This window comes from Paenibacillus sp. BJ-4, assembly GCF_020404765.1.
Lineage (GTDB): Bacteria > Bacillota > Bacilli > Paenibacillales > Paenibacillaceae > Paenibacillus.
In genome coordinates this window covers 329,594-350,326 of the sequence record NZ_JAIVEM010000140.1, presented here as the reverse complement: position 1 = coordinate 350,326, position 20,733 = coordinate 329,594, and the positions used below count along the sequence as shown (strand labels likewise).

Genomic DNA, 20,733 nt, shown 5'->3' with positions numbered 1-20,733 from the left:
ACACGGACGTCTACTTTTTCACAACAATGAACCTTTTTGGAACTCCAATTGTTATATAGATAACCTGCACAAGAAAGGAGAGCGAATATTGGAAAGCAATCGAGAGTTGTTTGATAGGTATCAACGGGATATATACCGAACCTGCTACTATATGGTTCATGATGCGTCAGATGCAGAGGACTTGACGCAGGAAGTATTTATCACCCTGTTTCGCAGCAATCGCGAACACATCGAACAACTAAAAGCCTGGATTATGAAAATTACAGTAAACCATTGTCTGAATTACCTTAAACGCCGGAACAGCTTGCATATGAAGGTGTCAGCTAATCCCCATTTATTTACCGGGACTGAAAGCAAGCCTGTGGACAGGCTGGTGGAGGAGCGCGAATCCGCAGAGGAATGGGCTGTTTATATGAATCGTCTTCCGGCCAAAATCCGCGCTGTGCTGACACTTCGCTATATGCATGATTTCACTCTGGCGGAAATATCCGAACTGCTGGCAATCCCGCTGGGAACCGTCAAATCAAGGACACACAAAGGACTTAGGTTAATGGAGCGAATACTGAGGGATGCAGGCGTACAGCTCCCCGAGTGGGAAGGAGACAACTATGAGCAAAATAGAAGAAACCTTGAAGCATAAACTAAATGAAGATGCGGGAGTTCCCTATCCCGATTTCGAGAACATGTGGAGCCGTATGGAACAGGCAGGGCATACTGCACCTACCACGACGGCCCATTCCGAAACCGTTACCCCACGCCGACACAGAAACTGGCGCAAAATAGCTATTGCCGCCTCTCTAAGCGCACTTCTGGTGGCAGTTCCTGTCTATGCCGCCATCCACTACAACTGGGACAATCTGCTACGCGGAAGAAATGGCATCCAGACAGCATTGAAGCAAAACCTTGGGCAACCGCTGGAGCAGTCCGTGACCAGAGACGGAGTGAAGCTAACGCTGCATACAGCTATTGTCGATGAGAACCGGACCGTGATCCTGTATAGCTTGGAGGTCGGAAAACGTGCAGACAACGAGTTTTGGAATGTTAAAGGTATGTCACTCAAAAAGGCTACAAAAAAAGGCAGTGACGGGGAATACAACTTCCAACAGTGGGATCCCAAAAACCAGCGGTATAACGGATACTTTGAAAGCGATTGGACACCGCAGCAGGAGACGGAGAACATGCAGCTGACCGTAGATCATATGCAGCTTTACAGCATACAGGAACTGGATTTGCCGCTCCATATCCAATCGCCTGAGCCGCAAACTTTCACGCTGGGTCGTGACGGATTGCATGACATAAAGGTACAAGCATTTGATCAAGGGAAGGACAAACTGATGCTATCCTCCGCAATTACCTTCGATTCGTCCATGCCAAAGAAATGGGATAATCCGCAGATTATGGCCTATAAGGGCGGAATCCCTGTGATGTCGCAGCCGGGAGGAGCTTTTGGCAAACCCGGAGAGAATGGAGAATATACGGCACAGCAGTATTTTAAGCGGAGTGATATACCGGAAGAACAAACCACCTACAAACTACAGTATGCCAAAACGGAAAAAAGTATCGACGGGCCCATCGAATTTGATCTTCAGTTAAGCAAAAAACAAATGGAGAGCGGAACGATTAAAACCGTGCTGAATACCCCACTGGAGAAGGGATATCCAAATTTTACGATGGAGCATATGATCGTCACGCCCACACAAATTCGTGTCACGGTCAGAAGTAAGAAAAAATTTGCCGATATCCCTTATCAAAAATACTCCCTTTCCGTGAACGGCAAGACGCTGGAGGGTAACCGATGGTCACCGCCTAATAGCGAACCTTATCTGACCACGATCCGTTTTGAGCGACCGTCCGATCTTGTCATTACCAAGGACACCCCGGTTACCTTCACCGGGAAATACAAAGTAACGATACACTCAGATGATAAAACGCCGCTGCGTTTAACTCATATTTCCGATCAAAGGCAGACGCTGACCACACAAATTGGCGGCTATCCGGTGAACTGGACCTACTATAAACAAGGAGCGGATCTGTTCGTGGAAACCGATAGCGAGGATGCCCGTTTTGGTGGAATCAACCAGACCCATATTGGTCTGGGCAAAGAACGGATTATCGGCAAACCGATCACGACCAACTTCAACGGAGACGGCAACAACAAGGCGGTTGATGTCTACAAGAACTTCAAGGGGACCGAGGCTTCCATCTATATGTTCTACTACACGACGGACGACCCAGAGGCAGGGACAACTATACCATTACAGCCTCTGACAAATACAAGCGAAGCATCTGAATAGTAATGCTATAAAAAGGGTGTCCCATATACCTGTGTGAACTGCGGTATATGGGACACTTTTTTCCAGTAAGCTGCGGTGGGCATGGAGTTATTTTATTTTCGCTTACTTCACGGAGCCTTGCGTAACGCCGTTGATGATCCATTTTTGTGCAATCAGATAGACAATAATCATCGGCAGCAAGGCCATCAGATACGAGGCAAAGGCCAGATTGAAGTCGGTATTGAACTGTCCCTGGAACACATACTGAACGAGCGGCAGCGTGTACTGCTCCGAGTCGCTGATTATAATGAGCGGCAGCAGAAAATCGTTATAGGTGGACAGGCAGGTGAGTATCCCAACGGTAGCACTGATCGGCGCCATCAACGGAAAAATAATTCGCCAGAACGTGCCCCATGTCGTCGCTCCGTCTACTGTAGCCGCTTCTTCCAGCGCCACCGGAATGGAACGGATATAGCCGACATAGACGAACACATTAAACGCCAGCCCGTACACCGTATGCAGCATAACCAGGCCAAACAGATTGGTCATATGAAGTCCCGAGGCCAATTTAACAATCGGCAGCATGATGATCGGGAACGGAATGAACATAGCACTCACAAAATAAAAATATAATCCTTTAAAAAATCGACGCTGCATGTTACGGGCAATCGCATAAGCAACCATGGAATTAGTCAGCAAAGTCAGTATGACTGTCGATGTCGTGACCATCACACTGTTCTGAAAAGCGCTGAAAAAGTTGGTCATTTCCACCGCGCGACTAAAATTTTCCCAATGCAGCTCGGTCGGAAAGGCAAAGGCTGAATGCGCCATCTGCTCGGGATTTTTAAGTGCAATCGTCACTGTCATATAGAGGGGAAACAGGATAAATATCGTCCCCAGCTTCACCAGAAGCAGTACAGGCCAGTTGGTACGTCTGCTCGTTCTCATTAGTTATCCATCTCCCTTCTCTGGAGGAATCGCAGCTGCAAGATGGAAATCATCGCGATCACAATAAAGTAAATGACAGAGTTAGCCGACTGATAAGCAAATTCTCCGCCTCTAAAACCTCCAGTGTAAATCAGGTGAGAAATGGACTGGGTTGCCCTTCCCGGCCCGCCATTCGTCAAGGCCACGATCTGATCGAACACCATGAGGGAATTTTTCATCGCCAGTACCATATTGATCGTAAAAAACGGAGCAATCAGCGGAAAGGTAATGCTCCAGAATTCACGCCATTTACCCGCACCGTCCAGATTGGACGCCTCATACAGACTTGTCGGAATGGTTTGCAGCCCGGCCAGATACAGAATTGTATTAAAGGCAATCCCCTGCCATACAGCTACGATCACTACCCCCACCCAGGCCAACTGCTCGCTGCCCAAGATGTTCGTCGAGAGTGAAGTAATGCCCAGATTCTGCCCCCAAATCGTAAACACGTTCGAGAACAAATAATTGAATATGTACCCAACGATCAGCACACTCAAAATATTAGGCAGAAAATAAATGCCCCGAAAAAAATTACGAAACTGGATTTTTGCATTCAGCCCCATGGCAATCAGCAAGCTGAGGATGTTAATCGCAATCGTAACTACAATAGCGAACTTGAAAGTAAACCAGTAGGCGTTACCCACATTTTCGTCCTGAAACAAATTCAGATAGTTTTTAAACCCTACAAAGTGATACTGATGACCAAATCCGTTCCAGTTGGTGAGTGAATAATACACTCCTTGCAAGGCAGGCAATGTTAAAAATATAAAAAACAATAGCACCGCCGGCACGGTCATCCAGTAAAAAGCCGTTAGTCGCTTATTCATGTCTTATCCTCCTCCCTATCGGCGGTTAGCTACCTTATCCCATTCCCTATCCAGCTTCGCCAAATAAGCGTCGATGTCCCCATTTTGCAGAAAAGCCTGCACAATGGAATTCAACTGTACAGCCTTGGGAATATAGTGATCCGCAAAATCAATGACTCTCCCCGATTTAAAATACGGTAGCAGCTCTGCCACACTCGGATCATCCTGCGTGACTCCCTTCACCGCCGAAAACAGCGTCTGCTCCGTGATGTACTGCTTGCTGTTCTCCGGCTTCAACAGGAAGGCAATAAACTCCTCGGCCTCTTTTTTATGCGAGCTGCTCTCCGAAACGGCCAGCAGGGTATCTATACCGGACACCAGCTTAACTGCCTGCTCGTCGTTTCCTGTCGGTAGCGGGAAAAATCCCAGCTCTACCTTGGGGTTTGCCTTACGAATTTCAGATATCGCCCATGAGCCCTGGATGTACATCAATCCCTGCCCGTTAGCAAAGGCCCGATTGCCGTCCGCATAGTTTTTGCCAAAGTTGTCGCCATGTCCATACTTCAACAGCTCCAGCTGCTTTTGTGCAACCTCGCGGTACTTGTCCTGAAAGGTGACCTGGTTTTCACGCCGTTGCAGGAAAAAATCAATGCCCACCAGATTCGGACCCAGTGCATTAAAGGGGAGGTTCGTTTGCCAATCATCTTTATATGTAAAATAAAACGGTATTTTGCCAGCAGCCTTGATCTTTTTCGCCGTTGCAATCAGTTCATCCCACGTTTTAGGCACCTGTAATCCCATTTCCTTAAACTGCGTTTTGTTGTACATCACACCATTTGCATTCGCAGCATAAGGAATTCCATACACGGGATCGCCCCCGGTTACATCCTTAAGCATTTTGAGGTAAATCGGGTCTACGGTAGTCGGTAGCCTGGTGTTGGCCAAATCCGTAAAAATACCGCTCTGTGCCAAAATGGAGTAGGTGTCGGTGGCGCCAATCCCCACAATGTCAGGTACATCGTTTTTGACAACCCGGGTCAATAGCACCGTCTCTGCCTCGGGCGGGTTCACCTGTGTCACTTCAATACCGGGATGCTCATGGTTGAATTGAGCGATCAGCTTATCGAAGGAGCCCTTGGCCTCCGGCTTGTTTTGAAAAAACTCAATGTTCACCTTGCTTGAAGTGTCCTCCTTATTGCACGCGCTTACAAAAACGGCAAGCAGCAGGATTGATGCCAACACGGACAGTCTTTGAACCCATTTCCACATGCTCATACCTCCTTTTCCCCTATGTCAATCTATGCGGGACTAGACAATTAATACCCGTCCCTTATGGAAAAGAAACGACACCGTATTTCAACATTACAATAGGTGTCATATGTAGCCATATCCAACATAGGATTAACTGGACTATAAAGGAGGGGGCGGTTGGTTCGTGGGAAATTGGCGGTGATGCGCGGGGTAAACAACCCTCATATCTGGTTTGATGCGTAAGCCTATCAGGCACTGGATGCGATCGCTGCGACGAAGTCCAACACCGTTCGCATTGTGTGGCAAACCAATGGATCGGCGCAAAGACTGGGAGAAATCATTGAACGCGCAAAACAGCTCAAGCTCATTTCCGTGGTTGAACTACACGACGTTACCGGCAGCAACGATGCCAATCGTCTGAACGACATGGCTCGTTATTTCGCCGAGCCAGCCGTTAAAAAAATACTTGCCGATAACCAGAAGTATGTCCTCGTGAATATAGCCAATGAATGGGGCGACCACAACCTCTCGGATGCCGCATGGCGGGACGCCTACAAAACCGCAATTACCACCCTGCGCAACGCAGGCCTGCCGAACGATTGTGATCTATGCCAACTATAACGATTCCAGCAAAATCGGCTCTGAGCTGCAAGCCATCAAAGACAAGGGGCTGGCGGTAATCGTGGGTGAATTTGGCTACAACTACAATAATGGCAACAACAGTCTTGGCACCACCGTGAATCCTTATGAGGTCATGATGCAGTCTCAAGAAAAAGGTATCAGCTATCTGGCCTGGTCCTGGACCGGCAACAATAGTGAGAACGCTTGGCTAGCTCTCGTGAATAGCAGCGATTGGAAAACGCCGACGGCATGGGGGAACACCGTGCTTAACGATGCCAACAGCAGCAAGAACACCTCGAAGACGGCTTCCGTCTACTGAGGTAGAGTCCCGGGAGGAAATTCGTTATAAAAAAGATCCAGTCGCCCCTCAAATGGTCGACTGGATCTTTTTTTAATTTTATGATGTTCAGGTTAGGTTAGACAATAACATGATATATCTTAGCGAATTAGAAAAGCAGCATCCCAATCCGGATTTTCATCCCCTATCAATGAAGCCAACACCAATGCAACTCCAGCACTTCCATTCAGAAAGCCAGCCTCATCTACTTCTGCTAACCTCCCATCCAAGAGGCTATGATCATAAAAGCCAAACATCGAATTAGCATCGAACATATCCAGTACTTCTTCTAGCAGTCTGTCCCGCATCATACCTAACTGCTCATGGCCCGTATCTGAATACATACGTTGGACCAGATGCAGCAAGCCCCCAATACCATGACACAATGTCGCAGAAGATAATCCTCCTTTGCGATAGAGCCGTTTTTCTATATCCAAGTATGCACGTAGTCCCGTTTCGATCCAATCTTTATTTTGAACAGCTTGTCCCGCCAGCCAGATCGAACGTGCAATGCCCGGTACACCATAACACCAGGAATCACGATAATACTGCGTGCTTTCAGGCAGCAGACGGTTATCCATCCATTCCTCAAGGGAAACACGCCCAGGCCAAATCATGCCCTCGGTATCCTGAACACGCCAATGATGTATAAATTGTGCCAGTCTGTGAATATCGTCCACTAAAGGGGGAAAGTCGGCTCCATGAAGGGCAGACAGGCTCAGAAAAGCTAATGGACCCGCGATACCATGCGAAAGCCCTAAATTAAAATTTCCCTGCGGATATTGTTTCTTTTCATTCTCCTGAAATTGATTCTCCGAGGTAATATACCATCCAGGTACAAGATGTCCATTCCAAGTACGGTCGCTGCACATCACTTGAAGCAACTCAATCGTCTGGTTCCACACGGTATGCATAGTCGGGCGGTCAGAAAATAACATGGCGATGCGTCCGATCCCTGTAAAGCCTGATATGGCGTCATACTGGCTCATTTGTAATTGTCCTCTTCCCCATTCCTCCCGACATAGGGCCAAGCTAGGTAAAGCAGCCTCTTCGAACCAGGAGGCAAGGGAATCAAGCATTCCTTGATAACGTGTGCCCTTCCTGGATAAAGAGTAAATAGCCAGCAAAATACCTGATAATCCACTATACAGGGATAAGTCATGGACACCCTTTTGCTCCACGATCATACGAATTCGCTCTAAATATTGGTGTCCTACAATATCCCAACCATCCTCAGGGTATAGTCGATCCAACTGACTCATTAACAAACAGATGCCCGTGAACCCACTTCCCAAACTTTCATCTGACCAACGGTCCATCTTCATCCCATCAGCCTCTATCGGGGGCGTTTTTTTCATATACATACGCACTTGATCGGGGTCTTTGTAACGATTGGCAATCTCTTGTAAGATTACAGTTACTTTATCCTTCATATCCAAATTAATGGGTATCCATTTATCACAAATATATGAAGTCGTCGTCATCCTAGCACCCTCCCTCCGCTTTCAATTAAGGAAGCTTCTTCACCGAATGAGCTGGCCTGAATGTTGTACATCTCTGCGTATAGCCCATTGAGTAACATCAGCTCCTTATGTGTTCCCTGCTCCACAATTAAACCATTGTCCATTACCACAATTTTATGTGCCAGACGTGCTGATGAAATCCGATGAGTAATAAAAATACCAATGCTATCCTTCATCAACTCCAAAAATAATACCAACAAATCCTGTTCTGCCACAGGATCCAAGAAGGAACTTGGCTCATCCAAAATATACACATCCGCTTTACGCAGGAAAGCCCGTGCGATTGCTATTCGCTGCCATTGGCCTCCTGAGAGTTGGTAGCCATCCTCAAACCATTTACCAAGCTGTGTGTCCAAACCTTGTGGAAGTTTGGCTATAATCTGGTCTATAGCTGCGCACTGGGCTGCATGGATGAGCTCCTCATCCTGCTCCATACGCCCTAATGATCCAAACCCAATGTTATGACGTGCTGACATTTCATAATGCATGAAATCTTGAAACACGACTCCAATTTTGTCTTGAACCTGCTGCAGATCATAATCCTGAACGGGACGGTCGTTAATTTTAATGACGCCACTATATTCAGAATAAAGCTGCATCAGGATTTTCATAAGCGTCGATTTTCCTGATCCATTTTTCCCTACAATGGCTATCGTTTGTCCTTTAGTCATTGTTAAATGCATGTCCTGAATAGAAGCCTTCGATTGACCCGGGTATGTAAAGGAAACCCCTTCAATTGAAATTTGTTCAATACAAAATCCGGTGCTGCTCTTTGGGTGATCCAGAAGTGCCTGTTCCTTTTGACGCCGAATGGGGTCCGATGTAGGCAACTGTAAAAATACAAATAACTGCTCCATATACAAATTATTTTGTGAAAATTGAACAATACCTTGGATCAGTGCCTGCATTTGACTTTGGGTCAGCATAATCGCTTGAATATAGCCATATAAGTTCCCTATTAATATTTTTTTCACAAAGGTTTCCTGGATTGCCATCCACACTATCCATAACAGAACAGAAAGTTCAAGCAAACTGTACAGGAAAGTAATTCTAACTCTTTTACCCAATATACGCCTGTCTTCTACAAAAAATCTTTGCAGTAAATTCTCATATCTTTTTAGTAAATAAGGACCCAAATTAAAAATCTTCACTTCTTTGACCGCACGATCATTTGTAAGCAAATAGGTCATATACCATGACTGTCGATATAACGGGGTACGATTCATATAGATTTCAAACTGTTCTTTGTTTAACTTAAAAATTGAGTAAACCGACACCAGTGAAATCACAAATAGAATAACCACAACCCACCATTTCCATAAGAAAAGTAAAAATGCCGAAGACAGCATGGTAACTAGACTAGATAAAATACCAGCCATTTGTGTATATAATTGGTAAGGTCGATAGGAAGCTTCTTGGGAAGCCCGCTTTAGCTGGTCGTTGATTTGAGAATTTTCATAATCCGCCAGTCCCAAGTAGCCTGATTTTTCTCCAATCATGATATTTAATGACTTGGACAGCACAGATTCAAGGACGCCCTCTACATAACTCTGACTCATCGTAACTAGACTTTTTAAAACGTGAATAAATATAAAGAGACCAAATTGTAGCATAATTATAGAGATATCATTAGGACTAGAAGAAACAATACTATTAAGTAAATTTTGCATGATAACCAAAGTAAGTACGGGCATCACACCTTGAATGATATGCAAAAAAATGCTAGAAAGCATATAGACCTTATTCATGCTAAATACTAAGGCAAAAAGCTTAAGCCCTTGACGTACAGACTTCCATATGGAAGAAGTCCTCCGATCTGTACTTTTTTGTACGCTACTCATTAGCGATTCCCCCGATATTGAACCAGGCTGTTCATAGCATGTCTGGCCATGATCATTATTTTGCGCTCCCGATCCCTGTCAATTCCAATTAATCGGTTCAAATGCATATGGATCACACTGTATATAATATCCTCTCTTGTATTGGTAGCTCCCCCCTCCCGTTCCTGCTCATGGAGTATATAATTATATTGCTCTACTGCTTCTTTTCTTGCATAAAAAATATTTTCTATGGATTCGCGACTGGATGCAGTCGAAGCTGTCATTTCCTGATCTGATGCCATCCATTGTAAAAAGAACTTCCGTTCCTTGCGAAAGTCTTTCAAATAGTCTTTGAGATCAAATTGACGATTTAAGAATTGAAACGCATCTTCCTTATAGTAACCAAACTGGTAGAGAAGATTGATCACGCTTAAAATAGCTATAACGTCCTTCTGTAAAGAAGTCTGGTTGAATCTAATGAGACGTACCAATTTGGCTGTCACTTCACTGTCACAAGAAAACATTCGTTCTGCCCACATCATGAGCTTCTTTCCACCATAACGCTCTACTTCTGGCTCATAGGTATCGATCACAACTCTGGATATCATGCCTTCATTTAAAAGCATCTCTGTCCATTGATGAAACACGGGAAGAAACAAGTTTCCCTCCTGAAACTCCGGTAGCTTAAACCGGACACGAATATGTTTATCTGGATCAGCGTATCGGATAAAGTACCCCTGAAGGATGTTACCGTCCTCTTGATGCTTCCGCACAAATTCATCCCAATAACCACCAATAAACTCATCTTGGCGACTGTTCATACCATATAATTTGGCATAGAACCAAGGACCACCAGGAAGATAAGTACAGGTTGCCTCTGAGGAAAGACGACTTGTATCCTCATGCCTTCTATCCAGTGTGGCAGCAACTTCCTCCTCAAAATGGTTCGTTGCTACAGCCTGTTTACGTATAAATGGAAATACAAATTCAGCCGCCAAGCGTCCACTGTGACGAGAGACTGGCGTTTCTCCGACTTCACCTATGTGTTCGATTAAAGTAACTTTTCCTTTGGATTGAAGATCTCTACAAACCTGTTCAACATGCAAGGGATGATTCATATCCAACAGGATTCGATTATCTAATTCAATCATATATACATAACGTGGTAGATTCCATTCTTTTTGGAACTGAAACACTAAATTTTCCAAATCAATCATATCCTTGGATAGGCTAGTTGCCGCATCCCATGTCATTCTCCATGTAGCCGGATTGAGAATGACATGCTTATATCTTAGACGTGGGGTAAAAGGAGCATGGGTGGCGAATCCCCACTCCATAGATGACCAATGGCGATAACCATCCTCACTGACCTCCAAAAGAAAACGATGTATGTTAGGAGTCAATTCAGCATTGAGCATATGTCCAGCCCTAGCAATGACCTCACGATTGCGACTTATCGACTTCAAATAAAAATGATCATTACGTACCCCAACAGCAAGGTCCGAAACATGTATCTGTTGTTCCTTTGGCAGGGTATGATTGGTTCCTATTGCGATTTCATAGGGGCGAGTATGCTTCGTTAATACTACATTTGCCGATCTTCCCGAACTGGGTAAATACGATATTTCGGCTAACAGCTTTTCAGGCTGTAACCGTTGCTCTTCCGATTGAATGCTGGAGAACATATCAGTAAAAGGCTCGTCAAACAAATCCAGAAATCTCCCGAACGTCTTTCCCGCCCCGTCTGATCCCTGATTAGGTGCCAGAAGTAAAATATACTCGCCGCGATCTACAGCCTGCTGATCAGGGGCGACCAACTGAAAAAACAATTCCATAGAAGGTGCTGCCAACCATTTGCCTGATTTCTGCCCTTTTAACATTTCGTCTATCATGGCATCTGTAAGTACCACTTCATGTTTTCCTTCATGAATGCAAGATACGAACCATTGAAATAAAAGCTTCTCCTGATGTGATCTCGACTGGGACGGTGACATGTTTTGAAGCCGTGTTCGGTTACTCAATGGGTGTTTGTAGCCTGCCGGAGCACCCATCCCTGTATCCTCATCAAGAAGCTCCAGCAAAGGAACCTCCCGATATGGACCATACTTTTCCAAAAATTCCATACAAAATTCATCCAAAGGTCTATTCTCTCGCGACGAAAGCTTAGTTAGTAATTCGGCAACACATTCAACATCCTTACGGATACATTGGGGAAGAACAACTCCTCGATCCTCCAGGGAAAGGTCGATTTGCAAGCTTGATTTTGCACTGAACATTTTGCCCATCTTTCGTCTTAAATGCTCCAACGAATCTTCCCCTTGGCCTATAGGGAGACGATTATATTTATTAATAGTATCCGCGATGTTATTAAAATTCTCTTTTAACTCATCAATACCCGTTACTAATTTCAAGACGGATCGTATATGATCCAGAGGTTCGGTAGTAGTGGTAGGAGGAATAAGCTCAGATATCAAAAACTCTTGCTCAAATAGCTGCCATACATAACGGTCAATTGTCTCGATATCAGCTCTTTCAAATGTCTTATGTAGATGGTTGACCAGTTCCTGATAAGGTATGAGGGTCGAACTTGCTTCCATCACACAATCAAATACCTGAGTCGCACGAACGGACACACTCTGATCTTCTCCACCGACTATACTGCCGCATCTTGTCGTGTAGGGGATTTTAGCCCGGTTCCCCTGACGATAAATTAATGTATTACGCTGAACCCGCAGCTGGCGGACAACCTCCTTACTGCTTGTGACCATTTCAACGGCTTTCATTAGCCATTCCATGTCCGGTCTTGCACGCTTTCGATACATATCTGGCTCTTGTAAAATGAGCTGAGACTGCTCTCCGAATTGTCCGTAAGTGACTCCAGATAACAATCCGAACGGCGTAGGTCGTGTAGCCATTCTAGTGATATAACGCATAAAGGATTTGATAACTTGTTCCTGTTTGCGCGGATTGTCCTGATCGCTGATATGTACTAAAGATTCAAGCAGAGTAGGGCTGGAGGCAGCTAACGCTTCACGAATAAATGGATTACGAGATAATTCCGTAAGACGATTTATTGCAACTTGTCTGATTCCTTCAGTCTCTCCGACATTGGTTAGAAAGCATTTTCCGAACTCTTCCATAGGTAGCACAGGAGTACGAAGCATAAAAAAATCCAAGGTTTTATAAAGATGCTCTTCCATTCCCATTAAACCTCCGTTCTAAGAAAACGTTTAAATTGTTTTCTTTTGCCAACGAACAAAGCTAATAGTCGAACAAATCAATATAATCACGATTAGACACATCCAGAATCTGATGGAACCATCCACTCTTAAAGCAAGCATAATTTGCTGGAAAGGATCTATTAACATCACAAGTGGCTTGTAAAATGGGTAGATAAACATAGATATAAATAAAATAGAAATAAACGAGAATAAAGGTCTGGATATGAACAAACACACTGCACTACTTAGCATGAGCTTTGCCAGGCAAACCAACGTTAATACCAAATAAAACACAAGTGTATATGACATAGCATCTAATGAGGTGGAAGCCTCTGCTGAGCCGTATTTAAAAAAGGTTAAGCTACGGGGAAAAATAGTCCAACCAGCCAGTATGCCTATGAGCAAGGCTGTACCCGTAAAAACGATCGTCGTGACCGATAATGCGAACAGTTTTCCAAGCCAAAATTGAAAGCGACGGTATGGACGCAGTACATATAAACGATACGCCCCGGAGTGAATATCCCCGCTTAACTGATCCACATACAAAATAGGCAACAATGCCAGGATCAGAAATAGGGAAATTTCACTCATCATAAGCCACGGCAAGTTCAGATTATTAACAGTGGCAATCCCTTCGCCAAAGCGGAATTTCATTGTTCCATTAATTTTAAGACTGACAATATTCGCAATAACCATCAATAGAAAAATTGTATATAATAAAAGAGTAGATCTTCGATTCCATATTCGTTCCATTTCACTTCGCCAAATTCCTAGCATAAGAAAAATCCTCCTAATACAAATAATCATCCTTGGTAAAACGACGATATGCTCCCCATGTAAAAAGGATTAGATATAAAATAACAACGGTGGCAATCGCCCCATTTGCAGACAGGTTTCCGGATAAGGATGTCTTCAATCCTCTATACTGCATATAAGGAATAAATAAAAAGACTATAAGATCATGTATGTAGGGAATATGAGAAAATAGAGATGCTAATTTAAGGTATAAGCCATCGAACAGCAAGGAGAACAGATTATAGGTCGTACAAATACCAATTGCATGGGTTACACTCTTGCTACACATGGCAATATAGGAATACAGACAGCCAATAGCCATAAGTGAGACAAAAGCCTTTGCATAATATTGAAATACATACATTATAAGCTCTCCATATTGCCTTGTTTCGCCTTCAGAATAGGGAAATCGCCATACTCCGACACCCCAAAGAGACAGACCCAATATAAGTAAGAGTAATAGAACAGAGACCTGTAAAACCAATAGCTTGCTCCAGAAAATCTGTCCCCGAGTAAAACGCCGCATGAAGATTAGACGCAACTGTCCACCCCGAAATTGCTCCGTATATAGAGTTGCTACTAATGCAGCTACAGCAATATTGCATATTAAAAACAAATTTTCTTGCAGGCCTATAATGACAAAAACTTTGGACAACACTTCTACCGAAGTCTTGAGATACAAAAAATAGCTGGCTGTGGAATAAGCGAGTACAGGGGTACATAAAATCAGAAGCCAGAACCATTTTCTGCTATACAATCTCTCGAACTCACTGTAAATGAGTGTCTTCATAATCCCATTAGCTCCATAAAAGCATCCTCCAGCCGTTGACCTTCCTCAACCAATTGATCTGCGGGTCCCTTCCAAACTAGCGTTCCTTCTTTAATCACAATTAATTCGTCACACATTTGCTGCAACTCATCCAGCAGATGGCTGGAGATAAAAAATGCATAATTTTCTGAATTTCGCAAACGAAGGATAATATCTCTCAACTCCCTCATTCCCATAGGATCGAGACCATTGGAAGGCTCATCGAGCAGCAGTAGCTCCGGGTTACCCAGCATAGATTGGGCAATGCCCAAGCGTTGCTTCATGCCCAAAGAATAAGTTTTCACCCTGTCGTCTCCACGCAAATCCAGGCCTACTCTTTCTAACAATTCCTCTATATGCTTTTCCCGATCGGAAGATTTAATATTCGGATGCAACCGAGACAAATTACGCAGCACCTGTTTACCCGTCATATAATCAAAAAAGACCGGGGACTCAATGATAGCGCCTACTTTGGAGAGCGCCTTTTCCCGATCCGCCTGTACGTCATATGAAGCTATCCTTACAGAGCCACTGGTTGAATGCATTAATCCCGTCATGATCCGCATCATTGTTGTTTTCCCGGCTCCATTCGGTCCAATGAAACCATATATTTTCCCCTTTTCAAGCTCGAAGGAAATGTCACTTAATAAAGTCCGTTTCCCCATTTTTTTGGATACTTTTTCAACTTCCAATAAGACATCCGACATTACACATTCCCTCCATTACTAAATCCAGATATAAGGATGCCTCTGATATTCACAACCAGGAAACCAAAGGTTTTCTCAAAGAAGAAGAAGGGACTTCAAGGTCCCTCCTCCTTTTGCTTAATTAAATAGTTATCCATTATAAAGGTTTTTCAAGTTGCAAAACATCTAAAATCCATTAACAAAGTGATCCAATATTCGTGAAGCAAGGTGAACACGTCTCAACACAAGTTTTGGATGTTTTGCCGTTACCACAGCCGCCAGAGCAGTTCAAAATACTTATTACTTTAGGCTCCACAGAACCCTGAGATTTGTTTACTTGAACGTCCAGATCAAATAAATTTTCAGCCATTGCATTCCCCCCCCCTTTCATTCAGATATACCATCAGCCTTCAGCGAGATTCATATTCACCCCGCCGAAGCTTTCCTTCTCGCAATAGAAGAGAAGGATTTATATGAACAACACCCCGACCAGATCGTCACCTACTCGAAATATTGCCATATATCACGTAGACAACCTGTATGTATGATCTTTGTTGACAACAAATACTTCATTTAACAATGGTTTATATCTTTCTTACAAACAAAAGAATATCACATTTTGCAAAATGTAAATCTATTACTTTATATGTAAAACAAAATAATAATTATTCATTTTAATGTATTAGTTTTAATATATGGTTATTATATTTCCACTCCCACTCTCTTTTACCATACAAAAATAGCCCTTCAGTAATTTCTACCTCAGGGCTATCCTTATAAAATATACCGTTGTCTATCCAGCAACCAGTCTGTCACCTACTCCAGCTCAACCCACTCGCCGAGCAGTGCGTCCAGCTCCGCTTGCAGTCGCTCACGCGCGTCCCACAGCTCCGTCATGCGGATCGTGTCGCTGCTTGTGCCGAGCAGCTCCAGCTCGGCATCCGTCGCCGCCAATTCTGCTTCCTTGGCGGCAATAGCCCGTTCCAGCCGCTCGCTGGATGCGGCTGGCGTGTGAGACGGCTTCGCGGCCTTCGCTCCGCGTGCCCCCGGGTCCACTCCAGCGTCGGACGCCCCCCAGCGCCCCGCCTTCCCGGAGCCTGCACCGCTCACATCGGCTCCGGTAGTCGCTCCTGTACGCCCAGACGTCCCCGCGCGATTGCTGGCTGCACTGGAATGTGCAGCCCCGCCCGAGCCTGCACCGCCACCGGATGCGGCTCTGCTTGCGGATGCCGGGCGCGTCCCGGCATCTCCCTCGCTCTGCAGGCGGGCGTTTTCTAGCTCCCACTTCTTCGCCCGATATTCATCGAAGCTGCCCAGATAAAAGGACAGCTTGCCATCCTCCAGCTCCCACACGCGCCCAGCCAGCTTGTTCACAAAGTAGCGGTCATGTGAAATCGCCAACACCGTTCCCGTGTAGGTGTTCAGCGCTTCTTCCAACGCCTTACGTGAGTCAATGTCCAGATGGTTGGTTGGCTCATCCAACATCAACAAATTCGGCTTTTTCATAACCAGCAGCGCCAGCCGCAAGCGGGACCACTCACCACCGGACAGCATGCTTACAGGCTTAAACACATCGGCACCGTAAAATAAATACTTCGCCAGCAGTCCGCGCGCTTCGCCTTCCTCCACGCCGGCTTCTTCCTTGAAGTAAGCAAGCACGGTCGCACGGCTATCCCGTTCTCTCTCTTGCTGCGCCAGATAGCCATACTCTACACGTGTACCCCATTGTACCGTACCTGCATCCGCACTTTCCTGACCAAGCAACAGCTTGAGCAGTGTCGTTTTGCCTGAGCCGTTATCGCCCAGCAGCGCCACCCTTTCACCAAACTCCAGACTGCCTGTGGCCCCTTTCAATATCTGCCGCTCTCCATAGGATTTTACGATTTCCTCAAATTCCAGCACTCTGCGACCTGAGCGATCCTCCAGCTTTAGGTGAAACTCAGCCCCCTGAGGGTCCAGTACAGGCCGCTTCACCAGTTCCATGCGCTCCAGGGCTTTACGGATCGAGTTCGCTTTTTTAAAGAACTTTTCGTTGTCGCCATTGCGGCCCCACTCTTCAAAACGCCGAATGGCCTCCTTCATCTTTTTAATCCGCTTTTGCTGTTCCTTATAATCCTCAAATTGCAGCAGCAGACGTTCTTCCTTTTCCTTGACGTAGCCGCTGTAATTCGTATAGTACGTAAACGCCTCTCCATCCTCCAGCTCGATCATCTTGCCTGCAACTCGATCCAGAAAATAACGGTCATGGGACACAACCACACACGCACCTGTATAGCCCTGCAAAAATTGCTCCAGCCATTCCAGCCCCTTCAAATCCAGATGGTTGGTCGGCTCATCCAGCAGCAGCAAATCCGGCCGTCCGATGAGCTGTGATGCCAGCGCGATTTTGGTTTTCTCTCCACCAGACAGCGAGCCGAAGCTGCGGGTATACATCACTTTGGCAATACGCAGTCCATCCGCCACCTGGTCAATATTGGCATCCATTTCATAGCCGCCATTGCGCTCAAACCGTTCCTGCAAAGCAGCATACGATTGCAGCAGCTTCTCCAAGCGATTCGTATCTGCCGCCACAACCGGATCTGACATTTCCTGCTCCAGTCTGAACATCTGGCTGCGGCAATCCTTCAGCTCTCGATAGGCGTAAGCCAGCGTTTCATACACCGTGAAGCTCTCAAACTCCACCGGAATTTGCGGCAGGCAGCCGATTTTCGCATCCTTGGCGATGACAAGCTGTCCGTCATCCGGGCGGGACAGACGCGCGATTAGGCGTAATAGGGTGGTTTTACCGCTTCCGTTGCGGCCGATGAGCCCCACCTTTTCTCCCGTATGGATATCAAACGATGCACCATCCAAAATTAGATTCGCAGCGTGGTATTTCTTCAATTGTTGACCGTTTACAATATACATGTTCAGGCTCTCCTTTATTTAGGAAGACCCTTACCTGGGTAACACAAAAAGAGCCGCAGGAGCAACCCCGCGACTCTTCGGAAGATACAGCAATCCGTTCGAGTTAAGGTAGGCGTCTTCTCGCGATGTTTACAACCGTATGATTAAAATTGGACAGACTTCTCCCGTTGTATGGAAAAGCATGAACAATGCCAGCCATAGCAATCGGCAGCTGGCTAATACGGTTGTTCAGCATCTCGTGATTCACCTACCTCACCCCCTTCTTCATAATTGTGTGTAGTATAACATGATTTCCCGTATTATGAAAGAGGGGGATGGCCTATCCAACTATAAAATGGATTGGTGTCCGTGCCCTCTGGGGGTCTGCGATGCTGTGGCTCTGGTAATCGAAAATACGCCGCATACAAAAGCAACAATTACAAAGGTCCCGCCGACCCAGGCATTCGTGGCAACAGATTCGCTATTCTCAATCACCACACCACCCAAGGCGGAGCCGAGAGCGATCCCGACCTGAAGTGCGGAGAAGTTAAAGCTTTGCTGAATGCTACCCGATTCAGGCGCATTTTCAATAAGATAGCTTTGCATCGGCGGCGACAAGGCCCAGCTCAGTATCCCCCAGATGATCAGGAGCGGCGCAAACATATAAATCGAGTGAATCGAAAACGGTAGCAAGAACATCACGGCGATAAACACCCCAACGACGATTAGAATACTTTTCGCTGTGCCGAACCGGTCAGCCAAAGAGCCGCCAATAAAACCGCCACTCACTGCCGCCAGCCCAAATACGAAATAGGCCACACTAATCCACGAGGCGTTTAAGCCCATCAGATTCTCCAAAAACGGAGTGAAATACGCATACAACGTGTAATGCCCTGCCAGTGTCAGCGTAGTAACCAGATGGGCACTGATCACTTTAACATTTTTCAAGGATTTCAATTGCTCGCGCATAGGCACAACATGTTCCGTCGGAATCCGCTCCATAAACAAGTTTATAACGATCATAGCAACGACCGTCAACAAGGCAATGATCAGGAAAAGCACCCGCCAGCCAAATGCATTGCCAATCAGCACCCCGGCTGGAATGCCAAGCACGATGGACGAGCTAACCCCCATGGAGATGACACCGAGGACTCGGGCCTGATAAGCCTTGGACACTACTTTGACCGCAATGGTCAGCGACAATGTCACGATCAGTGACCCGCTTGCAGCGGTAATGATACGGGATACAAACAAGACTGCATAATTCGGACTCCAGAAGGCCAGCAGGCTTCCCAGAATAAAGATGAACATCGACCACAGGTACAGTCGTTTTCGTTCAATTTTGGCTGTCAGCGCCAACAAAGTTGGCCCAGCAATAGCGTACACGAGCGCATAGATCATGATAAGCTGTCCTGCCGTGCTTACGGAGACATTCAAATCCTGTGCAATTTGGGGCAGCACGCCACCGATAATCAGCTCCACCAAACCCACCGTAAAGGTCGCAATTGTTAAAATAACTACTTTGAAGTTCATTACATTAGCTCCTTTGAATGTAAATCCCTCGTATGACGCAAAAAAATCCTGACCACAAGAAATGTACAAGACGTACACTTTTTGTAATCAGGATTTATCGGTTCCTGGTAGAGACCCTCAAACCATATTATTGAGGTTATACAAAGGGGGCATTCATTTATTACGCTTCACGAAGGTTATAGCTACTACTATAAAGGAGCCTCTGGCTAAGTTCAACCCCTACAGCCGCAAAAATTCGCTCATCGCACGATCCGACAGATAGGGTAAATACTCATGACCGTATTCGTGATAGAGGAGTATTTCCTTGTCTGATACGATTTTATTGTACACCGCAAACTGCGTGGAGGGTGGACAAATGATATCCGATAGCCCCGTCACAAACAACACACGACTACGAATACGGTCTGCCAAATGTTGAATGTCGATGTAGCCTAATCGGTGAAACAACTCCTCCTCGCGCACATGATTTGGATCAAACCAGCGGAAATAATAAACCAGCTCCTCATACGCAGAGGTAGTGGCATCGAGCGCCCAGGCTCTTTTATAGTCGGACAGGAACGGATACACCGGGACCGCCACACGGACACGCGGCTCCAATGCAGCGCAGGCAATCGTCAATGCCCCTCCTTGGGAACAGCCAAATGCGCCGATGCGTTCAGGGTCGACCTGCTCCATAGACATTAGAATGCGCACTGTCTGCACTGTATCCAAAAATACATTGCGGTAATACAACCGATCCGGGTCCGGGTCGTCAATACCCCGGATGATATGGCCGCGAACCGTCGTTCCCTGAACCTGCAAATTGTCCTCAGACAGCCCGCCTTGCCCCCGGCAATCCATGGCCAGCACAGTGAATCCGTGTGCGGCATAGCTCACCTTGTCGAACCAGTCGCCGCTGTCACAGGAGTATCCGTGGAACATAGCCAGAGCCGGCCCTTTTCCCGTAGCCTGTTTGGGACGGACAAGCTTGCCATGGACCTTCGCTCCGCCCACCCCCGTAAAATACAGATGGTAGCACTCCACCAGCGGAGAGGCAAAATCGGCCCGCTCCAGTGTATAATCAAGTGGCTGTTGTTCCAGTTCCTGTAACGCCCGTTCCCAGTATGCATCAAAATCCTGCGGCTTCGGACTGCTCCCCATATACGACTGCAACTGCTGTAAAGACATATCCTCCGGCATTCAAGTT

At 45.9% G+C, this 20,733-nt stretch carries 18 protein-coding genes and 1 riboswitch; of the genes, 4 read left to right on the top strand and 14 right to left on the bottom strand.

The window, feature by feature from the left end; genetic code table 11:
• Positions 1-88: 88 nt before the first annotated feature.
• Both LCF57_RS21160 and LCF57_RS21155 read left to right on the top strand, forming a co-directional pair.
• The gene (locus tag LCF57_RS21160; RefSeq protein ID WP_226002456.1) at positions 89-640 is read left to right on the top strand and encodes an RNA polymerase sigma factor; all 552 of its coding nucleotides are present in this window, start codon (positions 89-91) and stop codon (positions 638-640) included.
• Complete coding sequence (locus tag LCF57_RS21155; RefSeq protein WP_226002455.1) at positions 609-2,294, top strand: DUF4179 domain-containing protein; 1,686 nt, start codon at positions 609-611, stop codon at positions 2,292-2,294. The genes LCF57_RS21160 and LCF57_RS21155 overlap by 32 nt, the downstream gene beginning before the upstream one ends.
• A gap of 102 nt (positions 2,295-2,396) precedes the next feature.
• Here the strand turns inward: LCF57_RS21155 and LCF57_RS21150 are convergent, their stop codons facing one another.
• From LCF57_RS21150 to LCF57_RS21140, 3 genes are read right to left on the bottom strand one after another with little or no spacing between them, the layout of a single operon-like run.
• On the bottom strand, positions 2,397-3,221 hold the full coding sequence (locus LCF57_RS21150; RefSeq protein ID WP_226002454.1) for a carbohydrate ABC transporter permease: 825 nt from the start codon (positions 3,219-3,221) through the stop codon (positions 2,397-2,399).
• A complete protein-coding gene (locus LCF57_RS21145) occupies positions 3,221-4,087 on the bottom strand; it encodes a carbohydrate ABC transporter permease (RefSeq protein WP_226002453.1) in 867 nt (288 codons plus the stop codon). Before LCF57_RS21145 ends, LCF57_RS21150 begins: the two co-directional genes overlap by 1 nt.
• A gap of 15 nt (positions 4,088-4,102) precedes the next feature.
• Positions 4,103-5,335: an ABC transporter substrate-binding protein gene (locus LCF57_RS21140; protein WP_226002452.1), complete on the bottom strand. Its 1,233-nt coding sequence runs from the start codon at positions 5,333-5,335 to the stop codon at positions 4,103-4,105.
• A gap of 279 nt (positions 5,336-5,614) precedes the next feature.
• Between LCF57_RS21140 and LCF57_RS21135 the strand changes: the two genes are divergently transcribed.
• Both LCF57_RS21135 and LCF57_RS21130 read left to right on the top strand, forming a co-directional pair.
• Complete coding sequence (locus LCF57_RS21135; RefSeq protein ID WP_318840741.1) at positions 5,615-5,938, top strand: cellulase family glycosylhydrolase; 324 nt, start codon at positions 5,615-5,617, stop codon at positions 5,936-5,938.
• Complete coding sequence (locus LCF57_RS21130) at positions 5,919-6,257, top strand: cellulase family glycosylhydrolase (protein WP_226002451.1); 339 nt, start codon at positions 5,919-5,921, stop codon at positions 6,255-6,257. Before LCF57_RS21135 ends, LCF57_RS21130 begins: the two co-directional genes overlap by 20 nt.
• 119 nt (positions 6,258-6,376) lie before the next feature.
• On the opposite strand, the gene LCF57_RS21125 is transcribed toward LCF57_RS21130, so the two are convergent.
• The 11 genes from LCF57_RS21125 to LCF57_RS21075 form a co-directional block, all read right to left on the bottom strand.
• A complete protein-coding gene (locus LCF57_RS21125) occupies positions 6,377-7,759 on the bottom strand; it encodes a lanthionine synthetase C family protein (RefSeq protein WP_226002450.1) in 1,383 nt (460 codons plus the stop codon).
• Positions 7,756-9,546 carry an ABC transporter ATP-binding protein gene (locus LCF57_RS21120; protein WP_226002449.1) on the bottom strand — a complete coding sequence of 597 codons (1,791 nt, stop codon included), beginning with the start codon at positions 9,544-9,546 and terminating at the stop codon, positions 7,756-7,758. The genes LCF57_RS21125 and LCF57_RS21120 overlap by 4 nt, the downstream gene beginning before the upstream one ends.
• A 92-nt stretch (positions 9,547-9,638) precedes the next feature.
• Positions 9,639-12,818 (bottom strand): lantibiotic dehydratase, encoded by a 3,180-nt coding sequence (locus LCF57_RS21115; protein WP_226002448.1) that lies wholly within the window; start codon positions 12,816-12,818, stop codon positions 9,639-9,641.
• Between the two features lie 30 nt (positions 12,819-12,848).
• Entirely contained in the window at positions 12,849-13,616 is a 768-nt protein-coding gene (locus LCF57_RS21110; RefSeq protein ID WP_226002447.1) for an ABC transporter permease, read from the bottom strand.
• Positions 13,617-13,629: 13 nt separating this feature from the next.
• On the bottom strand, positions 13,630-14,424 hold the full coding sequence (locus LCF57_RS21105) for an ABC transporter permease (RefSeq protein WP_029518679.1): 795 nt from the start codon (positions 14,422-14,424) through the stop codon (positions 13,630-13,632).
• Entirely contained in the window at positions 14,421-15,149 is a 729-nt protein-coding gene (locus LCF57_RS21100; protein WP_226002446.1) for an ABC transporter ATP-binding protein, read from the bottom strand. Before LCF57_RS21100 ends, LCF57_RS21105 begins: the two co-directional genes overlap by 4 nt.
• A 175-nt stretch (positions 15,150-15,324) precedes the next feature.
• The gene (locus tag LCF57_RS21095) at positions 15,325-15,498 is read right to left on the bottom strand and encodes an FDLD family class I lanthipeptide (RefSeq protein ID WP_226002445.1); all 174 of its coding nucleotides are present in this window, start codon (positions 15,496-15,498) and stop codon (positions 15,325-15,327) included.
• A 446-nt stretch (positions 15,499-15,944) separates the two neighbouring features.
• Positions 15,945-18,035: a ribosomal protection-like ABC-F family protein gene (abc-f, locus tag LCF57_RS21090; protein WP_226002444.1), complete on the bottom strand. Its 2,091-nt coding sequence runs from the start codon at positions 18,033-18,035 to the stop codon at positions 15,945-15,947.
• Positions 18,036-18,138: 103 nt separating this feature from the next.
• The gene (locus tag LCF57_RS21085; protein WP_016822706.1) at positions 18,139-18,282 is read right to left on the bottom strand and encodes an RAxF-45 family protein; all 144 of its coding nucleotides are present in this window, start codon (positions 18,280-18,282) and stop codon (positions 18,139-18,141) included.
• 80 nt (positions 18,283-18,362) lie between these two features.
• Entirely contained in the window at positions 18,363-19,547 is a 1,185-nt protein-coding gene (locus LCF57_RS21080) for an MFS transporter (protein ID WP_226002443.1), read from the bottom strand.
• 64 nt (positions 19,548-19,611) lie between these two features.
• Positions 19,612-19,711: riboswitch (purine riboswitch) on the bottom strand.
• Positions 19,712-19,766: 55 nt separating this feature from the next.
• Complete coding sequence (locus tag LCF57_RS21075) at positions 19,767-20,726, bottom strand: acetylxylan esterase (RefSeq protein WP_226002442.1); 960 nt, start codon at positions 20,724-20,726, stop codon at positions 19,767-19,769.
• Between the last annotated feature and the right edge of the window lie 7 nt (positions 20,727-20,733).

Bases quoted from the DNA above. Each gene is read 5' to 3' on its own strand.
- LCF57_RS21125 (WP_226002450.1), bottom strand. From the start codon at position 7,759: ATGACGACGACTTCATATATTTGTGATAAATGGATACCCATTAATTTG.
- LCF57_RS21145 (WP_226002453.1), bottom strand. From the start codon at position 4,087: ATGAATAAGCGACTAACGGCTTTTTACTGGATGACCGTGCCGGCGGTG.
- LCF57_RS21155 (WP_226002455.1), top strand. From the start codon at position 609: ATGAGCAAAATAGAAGAAACCTTGAAGCATAAACTAAATGAAGATGCG.
- LCF57_RS21150 (WP_226002454.1), bottom strand. From the start codon at position 3,221: ATGAGAACGAGCAGACGTACCAACTGGCCTGTACTGCTTCTGGTGAAG.
- LCF57_RS21115 (WP_226002448.1), bottom strand. From the start codon at position 12,818: ATGGAAGAGCATCTTTATAAAACCTTGGATTTTTTTATGCTTCGTACT.
- LCF57_RS21120 (WP_226002449.1), bottom strand. From the start codon at position 9,546: ATGAATAAGGTCTATATGCTTTCTAGCATTTTTTTGCATATCATTCAA.
- LCF57_RS21140 (WP_226002452.1), bottom strand. From the start codon at position 5,335: ATGTGGAAATGGGTTCAAAGACTGTCCGTGTTGGCATCAATCCTGCTG.
- abc-f (WP_226002444.1), bottom strand. From the start codon at position 18,035: ATGTATATTGTAAACGGTCAACAATTGAAGAAATACCACGCTGCGAAT.
- LCF57_RS21105 (WP_029518679.1), bottom strand. From the start codon at position 14,424: ATGAAGACACTCATTTACAGTGAGTTCGAGAGATTGTATAGCAGAAAA.
- LCF57_RS21100 (WP_226002446.1), bottom strand. From the start codon at position 15,149: ATGTCGGATGTCTTATTGGAAGTTGAAAAAGTATCCAAAAAAATGGGG.
- LCF57_RS21110 (WP_226002447.1), bottom strand. From the start codon at position 13,616: ATGCTAGGAATTTGGCGAAGTGAAATGGAACGAATATGGAATCGAAGA.
- LCF57_RS21075 (WP_226002442.1), bottom strand. From the start codon at position 20,726: ATGCCGGAGGATATGTCTTTACAGCAGTTGCAGTCGTATATGGGGAGC.
- LCF57_RS21095 (WP_226002445.1), bottom strand. From the start codon at position 15,498: ATGGCTGAAAATTTATTTGATCTGGACGTTCAAGTAAACAAATCTCAG.
- LCF57_RS21080 (WP_226002443.1), bottom strand. From the start codon at position 19,547: ATGAACTTCAAAGTAGTTATTTTAACAATTGCGACCTTTACGGTGGGT.